Raw genomic sequence first — 19,287 nt, 5'->3', positions numbered from 1 at the left:
TCCACTCGGTTTCACGGAAGTCGCGCTGTCCACCTCGCGCGGACACCACGTTTTTCAGGGAACCGAGTTGATCAAGCAGCCAGCCCGGCCCGGCGCCAGCCAGCCCGGCCCCAGCCAGCCCCAGCCCGGCCCGGCGCCTGCCCGGCGGCCGGCGCGCTAGAGGGTCTGCACGGTGGCGATGCGTTCCTCAAGCTGCTCGATGGTGGCCTGGGCGCTCGGCGGGCCGCCGCAGAGCCGACGCAGTTCGGCATGGATCTTGCCGTGCGGCTGGCCGGTGCGGTGGTGTCGGGCGGCCACGAGGGCGTTCAGTTGACGCCGGAGCGCCACCCGACGCTGGGCGGCGCTCATGGGTGCCGGTGGCGCCGCGGTGGGCGCAGCGGCCGGCTCAGCGGCCCTGTCGGCCGTACGACGGCGTTGGGCGGCCAGCTGTGCGGCCTGCCGCTTGGTCAGCAGCAGCGACACCTGGTCGGCGGTGAGCAGGCCGGGCAGGCCGAGGTACTCCTCCTCCTCGGGGGTGCCGGCCTGGGCAGCGGTACCGAACGACGCGCCGTCGAAGATCACCTGGTCCAGCTCGGCGGTGGCCGAGAGCGCCGCGAACCGCTTCTCCAACTCCCCGCTGGCCTGGTCGTCGCGCTGCGCACGTTCCAGCAGGTCGTCGTCGAAACCGTCGGCTTCCTTGGGTTTGCCGAGGACGTGGTCGCGCTCGGTCTCCATCTCGCTGGCCAACCCGAGCAGGTGCGGCACGCTGGGCAGGAAGACCGACGCGGTCTCCCCCGGCCGGCGGGCCCGCACGAACCGGCCGATCGCCTGGGCGAAGTAGAGCGGCGTACTGGCGCTCGTGGCGTAGACCCCGACCGCCAGTCGCGGGATGTCGACCCCTTCGGACACCATCCGCACCGCGACCAGCCAGCGCTGCTCGGACGCCGCGAACGTCGCGATCCGGGCGGACGCGCCCTGGTCGTCGGAGAGCACCACGGCGGCCTTCTCGCCGGTCACCTGCTCGATCAGCTTGGCGTACGAGCGGGCGGTCTGCTGGTCGGTGGCGATGATCAGACCACCGGCGTCGGCCATGCCGGCGTTGCGCAGCACGGTGAGTCGGGCGTCGGCGGCCCGCAGCACCTGCGGCATCCAGTCACCGGCCGGGTCCAGGGCGGTACGCCACGCCTGCGCCACCAGGTCCTGGGTCATCGGCTCACCCAGGCGCGCCGCCAGCTCCTCCCCCGCGTTGGTACGCCAGCGGGTCTCCCCGGAGTACGCCAGGAAGAGCACCGGCCGGACCACGCCGTCGCGCAGGGCGTCGGAGTAGCCGTACACCGAGTCGGCGCGGGAACGCAGGAGCCCGTCCCCGCCCCGCTCGTAGCTGACGAACGGGATCGGGTTGTCGTCGGAGCGGAACGGCGTCCCGGTGAGCATCAACCGGCGTACGGCGGGTTCGAAGGCGGCCTTCACCCCGTCGCCCCAGGACCGGGAGTCGCCGGCGTGGTGGATCTCGTCGAGGATGACCAGGGTGCGCCGGGTCATGGTGCGCCGCCGGTGCACCTGCGGCGCCATGCCCACCTGGGCGTAGGTGACCACCGCGCCGTGGAAGTCGGCGGCGGAGTGCAGGTCGGCGTTGCGGAAGGCGGCGTCGAGCTGGATGCCCACCCGCGCCGCGGCCTCGGACCACTGGTTCTTCAGGTGCTCGGTGGGCGCGACCACGGTGACCGCCTCGACGGTGCCGTCGCCGAGCAGTTCCGCAGCGATCCGCAGGGCGAAGGTGGTCTTGCCGGCGCCCGGCGTGGCGACCGCCGTGAAATCCTCGCTGCGCCGCCGCAGGTACTCCACCAGGGCCTTGCGCTGCCAGGCGCGAAGTGCCGGGAACGTCTCAAGCACCGGCGTCCGGGCTGCCACGCGAAGCTCCTCTCCGACCGCACGACGGCGGACCCCGGGCGAGGGCCACGAGTATCCGCCGCCCATGAAAACGCCTCCGCGCAGAAGCTGCCGCGAAGGCCGACTCAGCATAACCAGCGCGGGCGGTGCGGCCCAGGCGACGCCACGCTGGTCACATCTCTCGACCGCCTCACCACTCCCGGTCGGTGCGCGGATCCGCCCCGTCGGCGCGCGGCGGGCGCAGCCGGGCCACCGGCGCGGACCAGCGTCGACGCAGCGCGATCAGGCGCAGCCCGAAGACCAGGACGGCGGCGGCGGTGAGCGGTGCGGGTCCGGTCTGCCCGGTGGCGTACAGCAGCACCACCAGGATCGCGCCGGCCAGCGCGGCCAGCGCGTAGATCTCGCGGCGCAGCACGACCGGGATCTCGGCGGTGAGCAGGTCCCGGCCGAGCCCGCCGCCGATAGCGGCGAGCATGCCGATCAGGCAGGCTCCGACCGCCGGCACCCGGGCGTCGAGCGCCTTGAGCGTGCCGGTGACGGTGAACAGCGCCAGACCGGCCGCGTCCAGCACCAGCACTGTCGTCCGCAGTCGGGTCAGCTGGGGGTGCAGCCAGAAGACGGCGAGCGCGGTGATCGCGGCGGTGGCCGCGTACCGCCAGTCGGCGAAGGCCAGCGGTGGCACCTCGTCGATGACCAGGTCCCGCAGGATTCCACCGCCGAGGGCGGCCACGAAGCCGACGAACGCGATGCCGAACAGGTCCAGTCGCTTGGCCACCGCCGCCGAGGCCCCGGAGGCGGCGAACACCGCCACCCCGGTCAGGTCGGCGACGAGCAGGGCGGTGGAGGTGGTCACCGCCGCAGGCTACGTCGCCGGCCGGAGCGCCGGCCGAGGTTCACTCGCGGTACGAGTCGTAGATCTCCTTGCACTTCGGGCAGACCGGGGAACCGGGCTTGGCCGCCTTGGTGACCGGGAAGGTCTCGCCGCACAGAGCGACGACGAAAGTGCCCATGACGGCGCTCTCGGCGATCTTCTCCTTGCGGACGTAGTGGAACATCTCGGGACCGGTGTCGGCGTCCTTCAGCTCTGGACGCTCGAGAACCTCTGTGCTCACGTCTGCACCTCCGACCGTCAAGTTTGGCAGGTCATCACGGCCGGGTCCACTTGAGGCCGGTCGAGGCACCACCCCGTACGGTGCCCGTGTGACTGACTTTCGCATCAGCTACGGCACCCCCGTCGCCGAAGCCCTGCGCGACGGCCGGCCCGTCGTCGCCCTGGAGAGCACCATCGTCTCGCACGGTCTGCCCCGGCCGGAGAATCTGCGGGTGGCCCGGGAGATCGAGCGGACCGTTCGGGACGCCGGGGCCGTTCCGGCCACCATCGGGATGATCGCCGGCGAGCTGGTGGTCGGCCTGGACGACGCGCAGCTGACCCGGCTGGCCACTGTCGACGGCGTGACCAAGCTCTCCGTCCGCGACCTCGCGGTGGCCGCCGCGACCGGTGCTGACGGCGCGACAACGGTGGCCGCGACCAGCGCGGTGGCCGCCGCCGCCGGCATCGGCGTGTTCGCCACCGGCGGGCTGGGTGGGGTGCACCGGGAGGCCGCGCACACCTTCGACGAGTCGGCGGACCTGGTCACCCTGGCGCAGACCCCGATCGCCGTGGTCTGCGCCGGGGTCAAGTCGATCCTCGACGTGGGCGCGACGCTGGAGCGCCTGGAGACCCTTGGGGTAGCGGTGGTCGGTTACCGCACCCGCCGGTTCCCCGGCTTCTACCTCACCGACGCCGGCTTCGACCTGGACTGGTCGGTGGACTCGCCGGAGCAGGTCGCCGCCGTGCTCGCCGCCCGCGACGGGCACGCCGTGCACACCGGCGGGCTGCTCATCGCCAACCCGCTGCCGGTCGATGAGCAGCTCGACCCGGAGCTGCACGACCGGACGCTCACCGAGGGTCTGGCCCTGCTGGAGCGCGACGGGATCACCGGCAAGGCCGTCACGCCGTACCTGCTCGCGCACTTCCACTCGTCGACCGAGGGCGCGAGCCTGGCGGTGAACGTGCGGATCATCCTGCGCAACGCCGACCTGGCCGCGCGGATCGCGGTCGCCTCGGCGGCCCGCAGCACCGCCGTCCCGGCATGACCCGACCGGCCCGGGTGCTCGTCGTCGGGGACGTGATCACCGATGTGGTCGCCGTGCTGTCCGGGCCGCTCGCCGCCGGTTCGGACACCGGGGCCGAGATCAGTCTCGGCGGTGGCGGGCAGGCGGCCAACACCGCCGCCTGGGTCGCCGCGCAGCGGGTGGACGTCACGCTCGTCGGCGCTGTCGGCGACGACGACGCCGGGCGGGACCGGGTGGCCGAGCTCGACCGGGCGGGCGTCGACTGCGCGATCGAGCGGGTCGAAGGGGTTCCGACCGGCACGGTCATCGTGTTGGCCGCCGACGACGAGCGCACCATGGTCAGCCAGCGGGGCGCGAACCTGCGGTTGAGCGCCGCGCACGTCGAGCGGGCCCTCGCGGCGGCGCCCGACGCGGGGCATCTGCACCTGTCCGCGTACACCCTGCTGGACGCCGAGTCGCGCGGTGCCGGACTGCGGGCGTTGGCCGCCGCCCGCGAGCGCGGGCTCACCATCAGCGTCGACGCGGCCTCCGCGGCGCCGTTACGGCGGGTCGGTGCGGCGGCGTTCCTGAGTTGGGTACGCGACATCGACCTGCTCCTGGTCAACGCGGACGAGGCCACCGTGCTGGCCGGCGGGCTGGAACCGGCGGCGCAGGGGCGGGTGCTGTCGGCGACGGCTCGGCGGGTGGTGGTGAAGGGCGGCGCGGCCGGCGCGGTCTGGGTCGACCGCACCACGCCGGTCTGTGTGGCGCCGGCCCGTCGGGTGGCGGTGGTGGACGTCACGGGCGCGGGCGACGCCTTCGCGGCCGGTCTGCTCACCGCGTGGCTCGCGGGCGCCACCCCGGCCGCGGCGTTGAGCCGTGCCACCGATCTGGGCGCGCTGGCCGTCTCCACAGCCGGCGCCCGGCCACAGGCCTAACGGCCGGCGCGCGGCCACCGGCGTGGTACGGCCCGGACCGGGCGAACCCTGGCCCGCTCGCGGGTCAGGGTTCGACGTCGATGACCTTGTGCGGGCGCTCCTCGGAGGTGAGGCTCATCGGCGGGGTGTCGTCCTGCTGGCGGGGGTGGAACCGGTTGGCCAGCCGATGCTCTTCCTTCGGCGGCCGGTCGTTGGCCAGCAGCACGGCCAGCCAGGGGATGAGCACCATGCCGAGGCCGCACAGCGGCAGCCAGAGCCAGAGCAGTGGGGCGTTCGCACCGACCAGGATCGCGCCGACGATGATGCACAGCACCCGGATGCCCATCATGAGGACATAGCGGCGCTGGCGACTGTTGAGCTGATCGTCCTGGCTGCGCGAGGCGTCGGTGATCAGAATCGGCTGGTACGCCTGACGCTTCACCATGGACCTCCTCGAGGGGGTTACGCCTCATCCTGTCACCGCAGGCCCGTGATCAGCGAACTTCGAGTCATCCCGTCGCGTGTTACGTGCGTGGTACGCTCCCGGCGTGGGCAGCAGGTTCAGCTTCACCGACGAGGCGTTGGCCAACCTGAGGGTCTACGACGTCACACCCGGGGAAGTCTGGGAGGCGCTGCACAGCGCCCGACGGGTCATCCGCCATCTGGGTGACGACGTGATGGTGGTCTACGCCGCCGCCCGCCGGGGCCGCCGACTGGCCGTGCTGCTCGCCGAAGCCGATGGCACCGACAACGACTGGGACATCCTCTCCGCCCGCGAGCTGAGCGACGTCGAGTCCAAGCGCTACGACGAAGCCGTACGGAGAGACCGCCGATGAGGGGGGCCGTGACGATGCACCGTAACGACGCGACCAAGCAGTTCCACGGCGGCGACGACCGGATCGCCGACCTGATCGACGAGAGCCCGGCGGTGGACCTGCCCACCCCCGACACCGACGTGCCGATGGTGAGCCGCTCGGTGCGGCTGCCGCTGGACACCTACGAGCGGGTCCGCGCCGCCGCCGACGCCCGGGGCATCGGGGTCACCACGCTGATGCGCCAGTGGATCGAGGCCGGCCTGGCCGACCTGGACGACTCGGCGACCGTCTCGCTGGCCGACGTCCGGCGCGCGCTGGCCTCGCTGGCGCACCCCACCGCAGCCTGAGGGTCATCCCCCCGCAGCCTTGGCCGCCGCCTTCATCTGCTGCTTGAACTCCCGCACCCGGCGCAGCGAGTCGGCGTCGGTGACGTCGGCCACCGACCGGTACGCGCCCGGGTCGCCGTAGTCCCCGGCCGCCTTCCGCCAGTCCTGCGGGGTCACCCCGAACCGCTTGCCGAGCAGGGCCACGAAGATCTGCGCCTTCTGCTTGCCGAAGCCGGGCAGCGCGGCGACCCGGCGCAGCAGTTCCGGCCCGTCCGCGACCTCCGCCCAGAGCAGCGCCGCGTCACCGTCGTAGCGCTCCACCAGCACCTGGCAGACCTCCTGCACCCGAGCCGCCATGGCCTTCGGGAACCGGTGCAGCGCGGGCGGCTGGGCGAAGAGCGCGACCAGCGCCTCCGGGTCGTACCCGGCCAGCTCCGCCGCGTCCAGGTCGTGACCGAGCCGCTGCGCCAGCACGTACGGCGAGGAGAACGCCTTCTCCATCGAGACTTGTTGATCAAGGACCATGCCGACCAGCAGGGCCAGCGGGCTGCGCTCCAGCAGCCGGTTGGCCTCCGGGTCGATGGGCAGTACGAGCGTCATGCGGACCATCCTGCCCGGCGCACCGATCCGGGTGGACACCGACGCTCCGACAGCTACCGGCGGGTGACGCTGACCCGGGACGCACCGGGAGGCAGGATGTCGGGGTGGACGAACACGACATGCTGCTCTCCCCCGCCGGCGTCGACGCGCTGCGGACCGCGCTGACCCGGACCGGTTTCACCAGCCACGGCATCGCCGAGCGGCTCGGCGCGCAGGCGACCGCCGCGGTCTCCCGCAACGACTACCGGGCCGCGCTGCGCGCCACCGAGGACGGCGACCCGCTGGACACCCTGATCCGGGTGTTCATCTGCGACCAGACCGAGCCGGAGGCGGCGGTGGCCACCGCGCTCGCACCGCTGAGCGTGGCCGAGGCCCTGGCCGGCGGGCTGGTCGAGCGGTACGGCGCCGGCCTGCGCGCCGGCGTCGACCTGGAGCCGTACGGGGAGGACTGGTGGGTGCTCGCCGACGTCCCGGCCAGCGCCCGCCCGGGTCGCCCGCTGCACGCCGAGCACGTCCTCGGCATCGGCGGGGCCACCCACACCCTGATCGGCGCGACCGTGCGCCGGCCGGTCGACACCGCACTGGACCTGGGCACCGGCTCCGGCGTCCAGGCCCTGCACCTGGCCACCCACGCCAGGTCGGTGACCGCCACCGACCTCTCGGAGCGGGCGCTGCGCTTCGCCGCGACCACCGCCGCCCTCAACGGTCAGGACTGGGAGTTGCTCCGCGGCGACCTGGTCGCCCCGGTGGCCGGCCGACGGTTCGACCTGGTGGTGAGCAACCCACCGTTCGTGGTCGGCCCGGGCACCACCACGCACGTCTACCGCGACTCCGGGCGGGTCGGTGACGCGATCGGCGCCGAACTGGCCGCCGCCGCCCCGGGCCTGCTCACCGAGGGCGGCACCATGCAGTACCTGGCGAACTGGGTGCACGTCGCCGGCGAGGCGTGGGACGAGCGGGTGGCCGGCTGGTTCGTCGGGACCGGCCTGGACGCCTGGGTGATCCAGCGCGAGGTGGCCGACCCGATGGCGTACGTCGACCTGTGGCTCACCGACGTCGGCGAGACCGCCGACCCGCAGCGGATGGCCGCCTGGCTGGACTGGTTCGACGCGCACAAGGTGGAGGGAATCGGCTTCGGCATCGTGTCAGTGCGCCGGGGCGGACACGCCGACCCGGTGGTCCGGGTGGAGGACCTGCGCCAGCGGGTGCAGCCACCGCTGGGCGACCAGGTCGCCGCCTGGTTCGACCGCCAGGACTTTCTCCGGGTACGCGACACCGAGGCGTTGCTCGCCGAGCGCTACCGGGCCGCCGAGGGCCTCCAGCTGCGACAGGAGGCCACCATGGGCGACGAGGGTTGGGGGGTGGACCGGCAGGTCCTGGCGATGCCGCACGGCCTGCGCTGGACCGAGGAGATCGACCCGCTGGTGCTGGCGCTGGTGGGTGGCGCGGACGGCCGACTGCCGCTGCGTGACCAGCTCGCCCTGCTCGCCGCCGCACACGACGTGGAGCCCGACGAGATGGCCGAGGCCGCCGGCCCGATCGTGGCGCACCTGGTGGAGCGGGGCTTCATTGAGCCGGTGAGCGCCTGATGCGCGCGGTGGTGCAGACCGTCGGGCAGGCCAGCGTGACGGTGGACGGCGAGGTGGTCGGCGCGATCGAGAACGGTCTGCTGGTGCTGCTCGGGGTGACCCACACCGACACCGAGCAGACCGCCCAGACGATGGCCCGCAAGGTGCACGAGGTGCGCATCCTGGACGGTGAACGGTCCGCCGCCGACACCGGCGCGCCGATCCTGGTGGTCAGCCAGTTCACCCTCTACGGCGACGTCCGCAAGGGCCGCCGCCCGAGCTGGACCGCCGCCGCCCCCGCCGAGGTGGCCGAACCGCTGGTCACGGCGGTCGTGGAGGCGTTACGGCAACGCGGCGCCAAGGTGGAGACCGGCCGCTTCCGCACCCACATGCTGGTCGAGAGCACCAACATAGGCCCCCAAACCCTCCTCCTGGACCTCTGACCCGCACCCCACCCTCAGCCCGCCGAGCCCGGTGATCAAGAGGTTTGCGTCAAACCACGGGCAAAATCTGACGCAAACCTCTTGATCACCGCAGAGAAGCGGCCGGGAGGGGGTGGGTTGGGGTTAGGAGAAGAGGCCTCGGCGGGTCAGGGACTGGCGGAGCCAGTTGTCGAGCTCGGCGGTCCAGTCGGTGCGGTCGGCGGTGGCGTGGTCGACAGTGAACCGGCCGAACGCGTCGCGGCCCTCGGTGAAGACACCGCCGCGCTTGTCGACCTCCAGCACCACCTGCATCTGCTGCGCGTCGGCGATGAAGGTGACCTCCAACTGGTTGATCGAGCGGGCGTACTGCGGCGCAGGATTGAACTCGATCTCCTGGTAGAACGGCAACGTCTGGCGTACGCCGTAGATGTGACCACGCTCCACATCGGCGCGGGCGAACCGGAAGCCCAGTCGCAGCAGCGCGTCCAGCAGTCGCTCCTGTGCCGGCAGCGGGTGCACCACCACGGCGTCCAGGTCACCCTTGTCGACCGCGCGGGCGACCTCCAGCTCCGTACGCAGGCCCATCGTCATCCCGTGCAGGTGCTGTCCGTACAGCTCGGTGACCGGTGTCTCCCACGGCACGTCGAACCGGAACGGGATGTCGTAGCGCTGCCCCGGCTCCAGCCGGAACGCGCCGGTGACCTGCTGGCGGTGGAACTCCTGACTGGTGTCGTAGTCGTTGTCGCCGCTCTCGACCTCGACCCGGGTGACCAGGCCGAGGGTGACGTGGTCGATGTCGACCTGATGGTCACCGCCGAGCACCTGGATGCGGCCCTCCAGCTGGCCGCCGGGGCGGCAGTTCGGGTTGGCCAGCACCGTCTCCACCGACGGACCGCCGACGCCCATCGCCTTCATGAGCCGCTTGAAGACCACACCGTCCTCCTCTGTCGTTCTCGGCCGACCAGCGGTGGCCGGCCGTCCGCAACGTAGCCGGGCCGGGCAACCACACAGCGGGACGACACACCGCACCAGCGATCCGACCCAATTCCTGTCGGGTGCCCGATCGCCTCACTCCCGTTTTACGCCCCGCCCGCCAAGCTGTTGTCACACCGGCACCACTGGGCCGGGCACACGGCACAGATGTGGAAACGGGGAGACAGAGATGGTCCTGCAGATGACGGAACACCGGACGCGCCCGACCACCACGATCGACACTGACGGGGCCCCCGAGACCCTTGCCGACCTGGACGCCACCGACGAGCGCGGCATCTCCACCGACCTGGTCCGGGCCTACCTCAACGGGATCGGCCGGACCAAGCTGCTGACCGCCGCGCAGGAGGTCGACCTGGCCCGGCGCATCGAGGCCGGCCTGTTCGCCGACGAGAAGCTCGCCACCTGCATCCCCGTCTCCGCGGAGCTGCGAGCCGACCTGGAGCTGATCGTCGCGGAGGGTCGGGCGGCCAAGGACCACCTGTTGGAGGCGAACCTGCGGCTGGTGGTCAGCATCGCCAAGCGCTACACCGGCCGGGGCATGGCGTTTCTCGACCTGATCCAGGAGGGCAACCTCGGCCTGATCCGGGCGGTCGAGAAGTTCGACTACGCCAAGGGCTACAAGTTCTCCACGTACGCCACCTGGTGGATCCGACAGGCCATCACCCGAGCAATGGCCGACCAGGCCCGCACCATCCGCATCCCGGTGCACATGGTCGAGCAGGTCAACCGGATGGTCCGGGCCCGCCGCGAACTGGCGGTGACGCTGGGCCGCGAACCGACGGTCGCCGAGGTCGCCCGGGCGCTGGAGATCCCCGAGATCCAGGTCATCGAGCTGATCTCCTACGACCGGGAGCCGGTCAGCCTGGACCAGGCCGTCGGCGACGACGGTGAGAGCGCCCTCGGCGACTTCGTGGCCTCGGTGGACCCGCGCACCGAGCCGGGCGACGCCGCCGCCCAGGGTGAGCTGCGCAACGAGGTCAGCATCGTGCTCTCCACCCTGTCCCAGCGGGAGCAGGCGGTCATCCGCCTCCGGTTCGGCCTGGACGACGGCCGGCAGCGCACCCTGGACGAGGTGGGCCGCGAGTTCGGCCTGTCCCGGGAGCGGATCCGCCAGATCGAGAAGGTCACGCTGTTGAAGCTGCGCGCCCCGGAGCGGGCTCAGCGCCTGGAGGCGTACGCCTGCTGACGCACCCGGTTCCCACGAAAGGCCCCGGCGGTTCGCCGGGGCCTTTCGTGCTGTCGGGGTGTTTGACTGGGACACCGATCCGCGACCGACGAGGCGAGGAGAGCAACGATGAACTGGACGCTTGAAGTGGTGATCGTGCCGGTCTCCGATGTGGACCGGGCGAAGAAGTTCTACGCCGACCAGCTCGGCTTCACGGTGGACCACGACACGGTGATCAGCGACGAGGCGCGCATCGTCCAGTTGACCCCGCCCGGCTCCGGCTGCTCGATCGTGATCGGTAAGGGTGTCGTCCCGGAGATGCCGCCCGGCTCACTCAAGGGCCTGCAACTGGTGGTGCCCGACCTGCGGCGGGCCCACGAGGAACTGCTCGGGCGAGGTGTGGAGGTCAGCGACATCCAGGTGGTCGGTCAGAACCCCCGGCCGGTCCCGGACCCACTGGACAATGTCGGCTTCGTCTTCTTCGCCGACCCGGACGGCAACACCTGGGGCGTCCAGCAGATCTCCAGCCGCGCCTGAGCGGGCACGCTCACAGGCGGCGGGGGCCGGTGTCCGGGCGGGCGACCACGCCACCCACCCCCAGCTGGGCGTGCAGGACCGAGAGGCCGTCCGGGCGGGCGAGCACCGGGTTGAGGGTCAGCGACCGCACCCGGGGCTGCTCGTCGGCGAGCTGACCCACCCGCAGCAGCAGGTCGACCAGGGCCGCCCGGTCGACCGGCGCGGCCCCCCGGTGCCCGCGCAGCAGCGGCGCGGCCCGGGGTTCGTCGACCAGCTCGGCCGCGTCCCGGTCGGTCAGCGGCACCGCCCGCCAGGCTCGATCGCCGAGCAGTTCGGTGGCGACCCCACCGAGGCCGAACCCGACCACCGGCCCGAACGCCGGATCTTCCACCACCTCCACCACGCAGGCCACCCCGGGCGCGACCATCGGCTGGACCAGCGCGTCCGCGCCGAAGGTCGCCGCCAGGTCGGCGTACGCGCGACGGAGGGTCGGCTCGTCGGGCAGGTCGAGCCGGACCGCGCCGAGGTCCAGCCGGTGCCGCAGCCCGGGGGCGGCCGCCTTGAGCGCCACCGGGAAGCCCAGCCGCGCCGCCGCGTCGACCGCCGCGTCGACCGAGTCGACGGACACCGAGGCCACCACGTCGATGCCGTACGCGGCCAGCAGCGCACCCGCGTCGGCGGCGTCGGCCCGCAGAGCGGCCTGCGCGGCGGCGCGGTCGAGACCGGGCAGCTCCGGCGTCACCCCGGGCGGGCGACGAAGCCACTCGGCGTACCGGTGCGCGCGGGCGAGCGCGCGGACCGCCTCCTCCACGCCGCCGTACGCCGGCACCCCCGGCGGCAGCCGCCCGACCAGGAACGTCGCCACTGTCGGCTTGCCGAGCGCGAGGGCGTCCGGCAGTGCGGCTGTCACGTCGGCGTCCACAGCGGTGAGCTGGCCGGGAAGCGGCGGGGCGAAGACCACCACCAGGGCGTCCACCCGGTCGTCGGCGGCCGTCTCGGCGAGCGCGGCGGCGAACTCGGCGGCACCCGCGCTCGGCCCCACGTCGCGGGGGTAGCCGTCGGCGACGGTGAGGCCCTGCCCGACACAGGCGGTCGCGGCCAGCCCGGTGAGGGCGGAGGAGTTGCCGACCACACCGACCCGGCCGCCGGCCGGCAACGGCTGGTTGGCGAGCAGCACACCCACGTCGAGCAGCTCCGGCACGGTGTCCACCCGGATCACCCCGGACTGGGCGAAGAGCGCTGCCACCGCCACCTCGTCCGGCCCGGCGGCGTCGCCGACCCCGGGCGGGCGGGCCGGCGAGGCGAGCGCGACGACCGGTTTGGCGCGGCCGATCCGTCGGGCCAGCCGGGCGAACTTGCGGGGGTTTCCGAAGGTCTCCAGGTAGAGCATGATCACGTCGGTGCCGGTGTCGTCCTGCCAGTACTGCAGGAGGTCGTTGCCGGAGACGTCGGCCCGGTTGCCGGCCGAGACGAAGCTGGACAGCCCGAGGCCGCGCCGGTCCGCCTCGGCGAGCAACGCCACCCCGAACGCACCGGACTGACTGAAGATGCCGACCCGACCGGCCGGCGGCAACGCCGGGGCGAGAGTGGCGTTGAGGCGTACCGTCGGGTCGGTGTTGGCCACGCCGAGACAGTTCGGGCCGACGACCCGCATGCCGGCGGCGTGCGCCGCGCGGACCAGCGCGCGCTGCGTGGCCGCGCCCTCCGGGCCGGCCTCGGCGAAGCCGGCCGAGATGACCACCAGGCCGTGCACCCCTGCGGCGGCGGCGTCGGCGACCACCGCTGTCGCCGCCTCCGGCGGGACCGCCACCACCGCCAGGTCCACCGGGACGCCCGCGTCCACCGCTGAGGGGTACGCGGGAAGGCCCGCCACTGTCGACGCGCTCGGATGCACCGGCACCACCGCACCGGTGAACCCGCCGTCGCGCAGGTGCCCGAGCACCGCCGCGCCGACGCCCTGACCGGTGGCGCTGGCCCCGTAGACGACGATGCCGCGCGGGGCGAGCAGTCGGGCGATCGAGCGGGCCTCGGTGCGGTGTTCCCGGCCGCGCTGCACCTCCAGGCTGGCCTCGGTGGGCGCGATGGGGAAGCTCAGGTGGACCACGCCGTCGGCGTACTCGCGCTGGACCTGGTAGCCGAAGTCGGCGAAGACCCGCAGCATCGTCCCGTTGGCCGGCAGCACCTCCGCGACGAAGCTCATGATGCCGTTGCGGCGGGCCGCGTCAGCCAGGTGCTCCATCAGCACCGAGCCGATGCCGCGACCCTGGTAGGCGTCCTCCACCACGAAGGCCACCTCCGCCTCGGGAGCCTGCGGGCCGAGGCGCTCGTACCGGCCCACAGCGACGATCTGGTCGGCGGCCAGCACCACGAACGCCTCCCGGTCGTGGTGGTCGACGGTGACGAAACGGATCAGATCCCGCTCCGGGATGCGCGGGTACGGCGAGAAGTACCGCAGGTAGCGGGTGCGCTCGGAGAACCGGCTGTGCATCGCCACGATGCCGGGCGCGTCAGCTGGCTCGATCGGTCGCAACTGGACGGTGCTGCCGTCGCTGAGCAGCACGTCGACCGGATGGCCCACGGTCGTCACCGGAACAGCCCTCCCCCGGCCCGGCTCAGTCCCGCGGATCGTGCGGGTCGAGCCCGAGCAACGGGAAGACCGTCTTGCGGGTGGCCGCGATCGCCCGGTCCACCGCGTTCGGCTCGCCGGTCGGCTGCCACGGCTCGTACGACGGGTCGGCGTCGTCGGTCATCCGCAGCGGCACCTCCCGGCCCAGCTGCCGGGAGGCGACCAGGTCCCGCCACGCGGGTGGGGTGAGGGTGGCCGGGTCGATCGGATCACCGGTGGCCACCGCCAACAGGTGGGTCCAGGCCCGGGGCACCACCTCGACGAGGGCGTACCCGCCGCCGCCGGTGGCCACCCACCGGCCGTCACACAACTCGTCGGCCAGCGCCCGCATCGCCAGGTAGGTGGCCCGCTGCCCGTCGACAGTCAGGTTCAGGTCGGCGAGCGGATCCAGTCGGTGCCCGTCGGCGCCGCACTGACTGACCAGCACCTGCGGGCGGAACGCGCGCAGCACCGACGGCACGATCGCGTGGAACGCGCGCTGCCAGCCGCTGTCGTCGACACCCGGCGGCAACGGCATGTTGACAGCGGTGCCCTGCGCGCCCGGCCCACCCGTCTCGTCCGGGAAACCCGTGCCCGGGAAGAGCGCCAGCGGGGTCTCGTGCACGCTGACCGTCAGCACCCGCGGGTCGTTCCAGAAGATGTCCTGCACCCCGTCGCCGTGGTGCACGTCGACGTCCACGTACGCGACCCGCTCGGCGCCCAGGTCGAGCAGCCGGGCGATGGCCACCGCCGGGTCGTTGTAGACGCAGAAGCCGGCGGCGCGGGCGCGCATCGCGTGGTGCAGCCCGCCGGCCACGTTCACCGCCCGGCGGGCGTCGCCGCGCCAGACCGCCTCGGCGGCGGCCACCGTCGCGCCGGCGATGAGCGCGCTGGACTCGTGCATCCCCTCGAAGACCGGGTTGTCGGAGGTGCCCAGCCCGTAACCGGCGAAGAGCGGGTCACGCGGCGCGTTGCGTACCGCGGCGAGGTAGGCCGGCTCGTGCACCCGGGTGAGCAGTGCGTCGTCGGCGGGCTCCGGCTTGACCACCCGCACCCCTGGCCGATTCAGGATGCCCAGCTCGCGGGCGAGCGCGAAGGTCAGTTCCACCCGGACCGGGTCGAGCGGATGGTCACCCATGTCGTAGGCGAGCAGCGACTCGTCCCACACCACCACCGTGTCGTCGGACATGAGCCCATCGTCGCACGAGGACGGGCGCCGGCCCACCGCACGCGCTGGTCAGTGGCCTGGTGTCGACCCGGAGGCGACCGGCCGGGCCGGGTCGGCCACCCAGTTGCTCCACGATCCAACGTAGAGCGCGGCGTCCGTGCGACCGGCCAGGTGCAACGCGAGCACCGCCTGCGCGGCGGTCACCCCCGAGCCGCAGTACGCCCCGACGGCCCGCCCCCCGGTCACCCCGGCTTCGGCGAACCGCTCGCTCAACACCTCGGCGGCCGGGAAGCGGCCGTCCGGCCCGACGTACTCCCCGGCGGGCAGGTTCGCCGCCCCCGGCACGTGCCCGGCCACCGGGTCGATCGGTTCGACCTCGCCCCGGTAACGCGGCGCCGCCCGTACGTCGAGCAGCACGGCGTCGTCAGCGGCGGCCAGCGCGGCGGCCTGTCCGGCGTCCAGCACCGGGAGCTCACCGGGGCGCACCACGACGTCACCGGGGCGTGCGGCGGGCGCGTCGGTGGAGACGGGCCGGCCGGCGGCGACCCAGGCCGGGTAGCCGCCGTGCAGCAGGCGCACCGAACGGTGCCCCGCCCAGCGCAGCGTCCACCAGGCCCGCGCGGCCGCCAGGCCGTCGCCGCCGTCGTACACCACCACGGGGTGACCGGCGCGGACGCCGGCGGCCCGCAGCGCCGCCTGCAACGCGGCCGGGTCGGGCAGCGGGTGCCGACCGCCGGCGCCGGGGGGCCCGCAGAGCGCGGTGTCCAGGTCGACGAAGACCGCCCCGGGCAGGTGGCCGGCGAGGTAGTCGTCGCGGCCGGGCGGGCCGACGAGCCGCCAGCGCACGTCGAGCAGGGTGGGCGGATCGGCCTGGTCGAGCTCGGCGACGAGGGTGTCGACCTCGACCAACGGCTGCTGGGTACCGGACATGGCGACCATCCAACACCATTCGCGGAGACGGCACGCGGTTCGGCGGCGGTCGCCGGCCCGCCACCGAGGTAGCATCGTGCACCGGAGGGCCGCTGACCTTATGAAGTCTCACGACCTGGTCGACACGACCGAAATGTACCTGCGCACCATCCTTGAACTGGAAGAGGAGGGGGTGCCACCGCTGCGTGCCAGGATCGCCGAAAGGCTGCAGCAGAGTGGCCCCACCGTGAGCCAGACCGTCGCCCGGATGGAGCGTGACGGCCTGCTCACCGTCGAGGGAGACCGGCACCTGACGCTCACCCCCCAGGGGCGCGGCAGCGCGGTGTCGGTGATGCGCAAGCACCGCCTCGCCGAGCTGCTGCTGGTCAACGTCATCGGGATGCCCTACGAGGAGGCCCACGAGGAGGCCTGCCGCTGGGAGCACGTGATGAGCGACGCGGTGGAGAAGCGGGTGTACGACCTGCTCAACCGGCCGACCCGTTCCCCGTACGGCAACCCGATCCCGGGGCTTCAGGAGCTGGGTTCGCCGGCGGCGGAGACCACCGAGGCCGCCGAGGGCGAGCGCAACCTGGCCTTCCCGGGCCTCTCCGGTCCGGTCGTGGTGCGCCGGATCTGCGAGAGCGTGCAGAAGGACGCCGACGTGCTGCGCCAACTGCACGCCGCCGGTGTCGACCCGGGCGCCACGGTCACGGTGGCCCAGGAGCGCGACGGGGTGTCGATCGACCGCTCCGGTGACCGGGTGCGGCTGCCCCGCGAGGTCGCCTCCCGGGTCTTCGTCGCCGCCAGCTGATCGGGCGTGGGCCCGGGCGTCAAAGCGCCCGGGTGTCCACCTTCTTGGCCAGTGCGACAAGGTCGCCGGTGAGCTTCTCCACCGCCGAGCGCTCACTGCCACGGGCCGCGGTCCAGCTCACCGTGGCGAGCCGTCCGTCGCCGGCCAGCCAGCCCACCTCGGCGACGGGTCCCCGCCCGCTGGCCGCGGCGGTGGTCCGCTTGTACGCCTGCTGACCCAGCCCGGTGATCTTCGCCGCCTTGTCCGGCACCACGTCCGCGCCGAAGCTGGTCTTGTCGATCGTGGTCTCGGTCACGCTGAGGGTCAGTTCCGGCAGGGTCGCACCGGCGGCCCGGACCACACAGGTGTGGGTGTCGCCCTGTTCGCTGGACGCCGCCACGTCGAAGCGCGTCTTCACCACCTGCTCGATCACCGTGAAGTCGAGCAGTCGGCAGGCGCCGCCCGAGGAGGCCGCCGCCACGTCCACAGCGGTCGGCACCGGCGGCGGTGCCGTCACCGGTTGCGCCTCGTCGGCGCAGCCACTCACCAGCAGCCCGGCCAACCCGGCGACCACGATCCGCCCGCGCACATTCCACCCTCTCGCCGACCGACGGCGGAAGGCGCCCGCCGGTTGTCCGTCGGACACCGTACGGGGTGTCGGTGTCGCGCGGAAGCCCCCGCGGACGACTACCCGGACGGCGTGTCGTCCACGTACGGGCAGTGCCGGCAGCCGCGCCCGCAACACGTGCCACGGCGGGCCAGGAAGTCGGCGCTCAGCACGAACAATCCGCTCGCCGGGTCGAGGTAACCGGCCTCCCCGGCGGCCAGCGCGGCGGCGTGCGCGGCGAGGACCCGGGCCCGGTCGGGGTGCTCCGGCGGCAGCCGGGACGGGTGCGGCTCGGTGAGCGGCCGGTCGGCCAGGGGTCGTCGCTCTCCGGTCACCGCAGCAGTCTAGGGACGGCTACCGCCCGGCCTCCGAGCTGGATGCGCGACATGCCCGGTGTCGTCGCGGTGCGCTGTGGTTTCGTCGTACGGTCCGGGGACGATCGGTTCGACGCCCGTCGACGCATACGGAGGGGACGCGATGCGGAAGATCGTTGTGCAGATGAGCCTGTCGTTGGACGGGTTCTTCGAGGGCCCGGGGGGTGACATCGGCTGGCACCAGGTCGATGAGGAGTTGCACCAGCACTTCAACGATGTGATCGCCCCGATGGGCGGGTTCCTCAGTGGCCGGGTCAGCCACGAGTTGATGGCCGCCTACTGGCCGACCGCCGATCAGGACCCGAGCGCCAGCGGCCCGGAACGCGAGTTCGCCCGGATCTGGCGGGACATGCCGAAGATCGTCTACTCGCGCACGCTCGACCACGCCGACTGGAACGCGACGGTGGTGCGCGAGGTCGACGTCGAGCAGGTCCGCAAGCTCAAGGCCGAGCCGGGCGGCGACCTGGCCATCGGCGGGGCCGACCTGGCCGCGACGTTCGCCCGGCACGACCTGATCGACGAGTACCGGATCTACGTCAACCCGGTGCTGGTGGGTCGGGGCCGCCGGCTCTTCCCCGACGCCGAGACTCCGGCCGCGCTGCGACTGGTGGAGAGCCGGGTCTTCGGCAACGGCGTGGTCCTCCTCCGTCACGAGCGGGCCCGCTGACCGATGATCACCACCTTCGCCGCGACCGACGGGACCACCCTCGCGTACCGGACGGTCGGGGTGGGCGACCCGCTGGTCTGCCTGCCGGGCGGGCCGATGCGTGACTCCGCGTACCTCGGTGACCTCGGCGGTCTGGGCGCGCACCGGTCGCTGCTCGTCCTCGATCCGCGAGGCACCGGCCGCTCGGCGGTCCCGGCGGACGCCTCGACCTGCCGCTGCGACCGGATGGTCGACGATGTGGAGGCGCTGCGCGGACACCTGGGCCTCGACCGGCTGGATCTGCTCGGGCACTCCGCCGGCGCCAACCTGGCCCTGCGATACCTGACCGGGCACCCCGATCGGGTGGGCCGGCTGGCGCTGGTCGCCCCGAGCGTCCGCGCGGTCGGGCTGAAGGTGACCGCCGCGCAGCGCCGGGAGGTCACCGAGGCCCGGTCCGGCGAGCAGTGGTTTCCGGTGGCGGCCGCGGCGATGGAGGCCGTCCTCTCCGGTCGGGCCGGGCCCGACGCCAAGCAGGAGATCGCACCCTTCCTCTACGGCCGGTGGGACGCTGCGGCGCAGGCCCACCAGGCCGCTGAGGCCGGCCAGCACAACGAGGAGCTGGCGGCGATCTTCAGCTCGGACGGCGCGTTCGACCCACCGGTCACCCGTCGGGCACTCGCCGCGCACGCGGGCCCGGTGCTGCTGCTCGCCGGTGCCGTCGACCTGGCCGCGCCGCCGGGCCTGGTGGCCCGGTTCGCCGAACTGATTCCCCGCGCCACGCTGGTCGTCCAGCCGGACGCCGGGCACTATCCGTGGCTCGACGACGCCGAGGCGTTCACCGCGACGGTCGCGGCGTTCCTCGCCGGCTCGGACGGTGCTTGAGTCTCCAGCGGGGGGAGACGC

Annotated in this window: 21 protein-coding genes and 1 pseudogene; 11 read left to right on the top strand and 11 right to left on the bottom strand. The window is 73.2% G+C overall.

All coding sequences use genetic code 11. The features are described 5' to 3' along the window. Window positions 1–156: 156 nt before the first annotated feature. The 3 genes from ACX27O_RS14120 to ACX27O_RS14110 form a co-directional block, all read right to left on the bottom strand. Window positions 157–1,890, bottom strand: a complete 1,734-nt coding sequence (locus ACX27O_RS14120; protein ID WP_279519397.1) for a DEAD/DEAH box helicase — start codon at window positions 1,888–1,890, stop codon at window positions 157–159. A 169-nt stretch (window positions 1,891–2,059) separates the two neighbouring features. Further along, complete coding sequence (locus tag ACX27O_RS14115) at window positions 2,060–2,722, bottom strand: trimeric intracellular cation channel family protein (protein ID WP_030337428.1); 663 nt, start codon at window positions 2,720–2,722, stop codon at window positions 2,060–2,062. Between the two features lie 40 nt (window positions 2,723–2,762). Further along, window positions 2,763–2,981 (bottom strand): DUF3039 domain-containing protein, encoded by a 219-nt coding sequence (locus tag ACX27O_RS14110; protein WP_007456912.1) that lies wholly within the window; start codon window positions 2,979–2,981, stop codon window positions 2,763–2,765. An 88-nt stretch (window positions 2,982–3,069) separates the two neighbouring features. Here ACX27O_RS14110 and ACX27O_RS14105 point away from each other — a divergent pair, with 88 nt between their 5' ends. After that, window positions 3,070–4,005, top strand: coding sequence for a pseudouridine-5'-phosphate glycosidase (locus ACX27O_RS14105; protein ID WP_030337427.1), 936 nt, complete (start codon window positions 3,070–3,072; stop codon window positions 4,003–4,005). Continuing rightward, entirely contained in the window at window positions 4,002–4,901 is a 900-nt protein-coding gene (locus ACX27O_RS14100) for a carbohydrate kinase family protein (protein WP_030337425.1), read from the top strand. Before ACX27O_RS14105 ends, ACX27O_RS14100 begins: the two co-directional genes overlap by 4 nt. Before the next feature lie 64 nt (window positions 4,902–4,965). Here ACX27O_RS14100 and ACX27O_RS14095 read toward each other — a convergent pair whose 3' ends face one another. Then, a complete protein-coding gene (locus ACX27O_RS14095) occupies window positions 4,966–5,325 on the bottom strand; it encodes a DUF3099 domain-containing protein (RefSeq protein WP_458939541.1) in 360 nt (119 codons plus the stop codon). A 103-nt stretch (window positions 5,326–5,428) separates the two neighbouring features. Here ACX27O_RS14095 and ACX27O_RS14090 point away from each other — a divergent pair, with 103 nt between their 5' ends. Further along, window positions 5,429–5,716: a hypothetical protein gene (locus ACX27O_RS14090; protein WP_124771959.1), complete on the top strand. Its 288-nt coding sequence runs from the start codon at window positions 5,429–5,431 to the stop codon at window positions 5,714–5,716. Window positions 5,717–5,730: 14 nt separating this feature from the next. Continuing rightward, window positions 5,731–6,042: a hypothetical protein gene (locus ACX27O_RS14085; protein WP_030337420.1), complete on the top strand. Its 312-nt coding sequence runs from the start codon at window positions 5,731–5,733 to the stop codon at window positions 6,040–6,042. A 3-nt stretch (window positions 6,043–6,045) separates the two neighbouring features. On the opposite strand, the gene ACX27O_RS14080 is transcribed toward ACX27O_RS14085, so the two are convergent. Then, window positions 6,046–6,630, bottom strand: coding sequence for an HhH-GPD-type base excision DNA repair protein (locus ACX27O_RS14080; RefSeq protein WP_358128416.1), 585 nt, complete (start codon window positions 6,628–6,630; stop codon window positions 6,046–6,048). Window positions 6,631–6,725: 95 nt separating this feature from the next. Between ACX27O_RS14080 and ACX27O_RS14075 the strand changes: the two genes are divergently transcribed. Further along, window positions 6,726–8,210: a DUF7782 domain-containing protein gene (locus ACX27O_RS14075; RefSeq protein ID WP_458939540.1), complete on the top strand. Its 1,485-nt coding sequence runs from the start codon at window positions 6,726–6,728 to the stop codon at window positions 8,208–8,210. Further along, window positions 8,210–8,632, top strand: a complete 423-nt coding sequence (dtd, locus tag ACX27O_RS14070) for a D-aminoacyl-tRNA deacylase (RefSeq protein WP_030337416.1) — start codon at window positions 8,210–8,212, stop codon at window positions 8,630–8,632. Before ACX27O_RS14075 ends, dtd begins: the two co-directional genes overlap by 1 nt. A gap of 123 nt (window positions 8,633–8,755) precedes the next feature. Here dtd and ACX27O_RS14065 read toward each other — a convergent pair whose 3' ends face one another. Then, window positions 8,756–9,544 (bottom strand): sporulation protein, encoded by a 789-nt coding sequence (locus ACX27O_RS14065; RefSeq protein ID WP_030337414.1) that lies wholly within the window; start codon window positions 9,542–9,544, stop codon window positions 8,756–8,758. Between the two features lie 229 nt (window positions 9,545–9,773). Between ACX27O_RS14065 and sigB the strand changes: the two genes are divergently transcribed. Next, on the top strand, window positions 9,774–10,790 hold the full coding sequence (sigB, locus tag ACX27O_RS14060; RefSeq protein WP_030337412.1) for an RNA polymerase sigma factor SigB: 1,017 nt from the start codon (window positions 9,774–9,776) through the stop codon (window positions 10,788–10,790). A 108-nt stretch (window positions 10,791–10,898) separates the two neighbouring features. Beyond that, complete coding sequence (locus ACX27O_RS14055; protein WP_210860333.1) at window positions 10,899–11,306, top strand: VOC family protein; 408 nt, start codon at window positions 10,899–10,901, stop codon at window positions 11,304–11,306. A gap of 10 nt (window positions 11,307–11,316) precedes the next feature. On the opposite strand, the pseudogene ACX27O_RS14050 reads toward ACX27O_RS14055, so the two are convergent. The 3 genes and pseudogenes from ACX27O_RS14050 to ACX27O_RS14040 all read right to left on the bottom strand — a co-directional run bounded on the left by ACX27O_RS14050 (window position 11,317) and on the right by ACX27O_RS14040 (window position 15,988). Continuing rightward, window positions 11,317–13,901 (bottom strand): annotated as a pseudogene (locus ACX27O_RS14050) (bifunctional acetate--CoA ligase family protein/GNAT family N-acetyltransferase). Further along, window positions 13,898–15,079 (bottom strand): acetoin utilization protein AcuC, encoded by a 1,182-nt coding sequence (locus tag ACX27O_RS14045; RefSeq protein WP_358128390.1) that lies wholly within the window; start codon window positions 15,077–15,079, stop codon window positions 13,898–13,900. The pseudogene ACX27O_RS14050 and the gene ACX27O_RS14045 overlap by 4 nt, the downstream one beginning before the upstream one ends. A gap of 48 nt (window positions 15,080–15,127) precedes the next feature. Next, window positions 15,128–15,988, bottom strand: a complete 861-nt coding sequence (locus ACX27O_RS14040) for a sulfurtransferase (protein ID WP_458939539.1) — start codon at window positions 15,986–15,988, stop codon at window positions 15,128–15,130. A gap of 100 nt (window positions 15,989–16,088) precedes the next feature. Here ACX27O_RS14040 and ACX27O_RS14035 point away from each other — a divergent pair, with 100 nt between their 5' ends. Next, complete coding sequence (locus tag ACX27O_RS14035) at window positions 16,089–16,778, top strand: metal-dependent transcriptional regulator (RefSeq protein WP_030337404.1); 690 nt, start codon at window positions 16,089–16,091, stop codon at window positions 16,776–16,778. Window positions 16,779–16,797: 19 nt separating this feature from the next. Here the strand turns inward: ACX27O_RS14035 and ACX27O_RS14030 are convergent, their stop codons facing one another. Beyond that, window positions 16,798–17,346, bottom strand: a complete 549-nt coding sequence (locus ACX27O_RS14030) for a hypothetical protein (protein ID WP_030337402.1) — start codon at window positions 17,344–17,346, stop codon at window positions 16,798–16,800. Between the two features lie 98 nt (window positions 17,347–17,444). Next, on the bottom strand, window positions 17,445–17,699 hold the full coding sequence (locus ACX27O_RS14025) for a DUF5522 domain-containing protein (protein WP_030337400.1): 255 nt from the start codon (window positions 17,697–17,699) through the stop codon (window positions 17,445–17,447). Between the two features lie 142 nt (window positions 17,700–17,841). Here ACX27O_RS14025 and ACX27O_RS14020 point away from each other — a divergent pair, with 142 nt between their 5' ends. Continuing rightward, on the top strand, window positions 17,842–18,405 hold the full coding sequence (locus tag ACX27O_RS14020; protein WP_458939538.1) for a dihydrofolate reductase family protein: 564 nt from the start codon (window positions 17,842–17,844) through the stop codon (window positions 18,403–18,405). Window positions 18,406–18,408: 3 nt separating this feature from the next. Beyond that, complete coding sequence (locus tag ACX27O_RS14015) at window positions 18,409–19,266, top strand: alpha/beta fold hydrolase (protein ID WP_357633797.1); 858 nt, start codon at window positions 18,409–18,411, stop codon at window positions 19,264–19,266. The last annotated feature ends 21 nt before the right edge of the window (window positions 19,267–19,287 follow it).

The sequence above is a fragment of the Micromonospora sp. SD19 genome, from assembly GCF_054462275.1.
Note: the sequence above shows the minus strand (reverse complement) of the source record. Positions and strands in the feature narration are given on the sequence as shown.

What these genes read in the sequence shown, in the direction of transcription:
- ACX27O_RS14100 (WP_030337425.1), top strand. Translation starts at nt 4,002, where the DNA reads ATGACCCGACCGGCCCGGGTGCTCGTCGTCGGGGACGTGATCACCGAT.
- ACX27O_RS14095 (WP_458939541.1), bottom strand. Translation starts at nt 5,325, where the DNA reads ATGGTGAAGCGTCAGGCGTACCAGCCGATTCTGATCACCGACGCCTCG.
- ACX27O_RS14085 (WP_030337420.1), top strand. Translation starts at nt 5,731, where the DNA reads ATGCACCGTAACGACGCGACCAAGCAGTTCCACGGCGGCGACGACCGG.
- ACX27O_RS14080 (WP_358128416.1), bottom strand. Translation starts at nt 6,630, where the DNA reads ATGGTCCGCATGACGCTCGTACTGCCCATCGACCCGGAGGCCAACCGG.
- dtd (WP_030337416.1), top strand. Translation starts at nt 8,210, where the DNA reads ATGCGCGCGGTGGTGCAGACCGTCGGGCAGGCCAGCGTGACGGTGGAC.
- sigB (WP_030337412.1), top strand. Translation starts at nt 9,774, where the DNA reads ATGGTCCTGCAGATGACGGAACACCGGACGCGCCCGACCACCACGATC.
- ACX27O_RS14055 (WP_210860333.1), top strand. Translation starts at nt 10,899, where the DNA reads ATGAACTGGACGCTTGAAGTGGTGATCGTGCCGGTCTCCGATGTGGAC.
- ACX27O_RS14045 (WP_358128390.1), bottom strand. Translation starts at nt 15,079, where the DNA reads ATGTCCGACGACACGGTGGTGGTGTGGGACGAGTCGCTGCTCGCCTAC.
- ACX27O_RS14040 (WP_458939539.1), bottom strand. Translation starts at nt 15,988, where the DNA reads ATGTCCGGTACCCAGCAGCCGTTGGTCGAGGTCGACACCCTCGTCGCC.
- ACX27O_RS14035 (WP_030337404.1), top strand. Translation starts at nt 16,089, where the DNA reads ATGAAGTCTCACGACCTGGTCGACACGACCGAAATGTACCTGCGCACC.
- ACX27O_RS14020 (WP_458939538.1), top strand. Translation starts at nt 17,842, where the DNA reads ATGCGGAAGATCGTTGTGCAGATGAGCCTGTCGTTGGACGGGTTCTTC.
- ACX27O_RS14015 (WP_357633797.1), top strand. Translation starts at nt 18,409, where the DNA reads ATGATCACCACCTTCGCCGCGACCGACGGGACCACCCTCGCGTACCGG.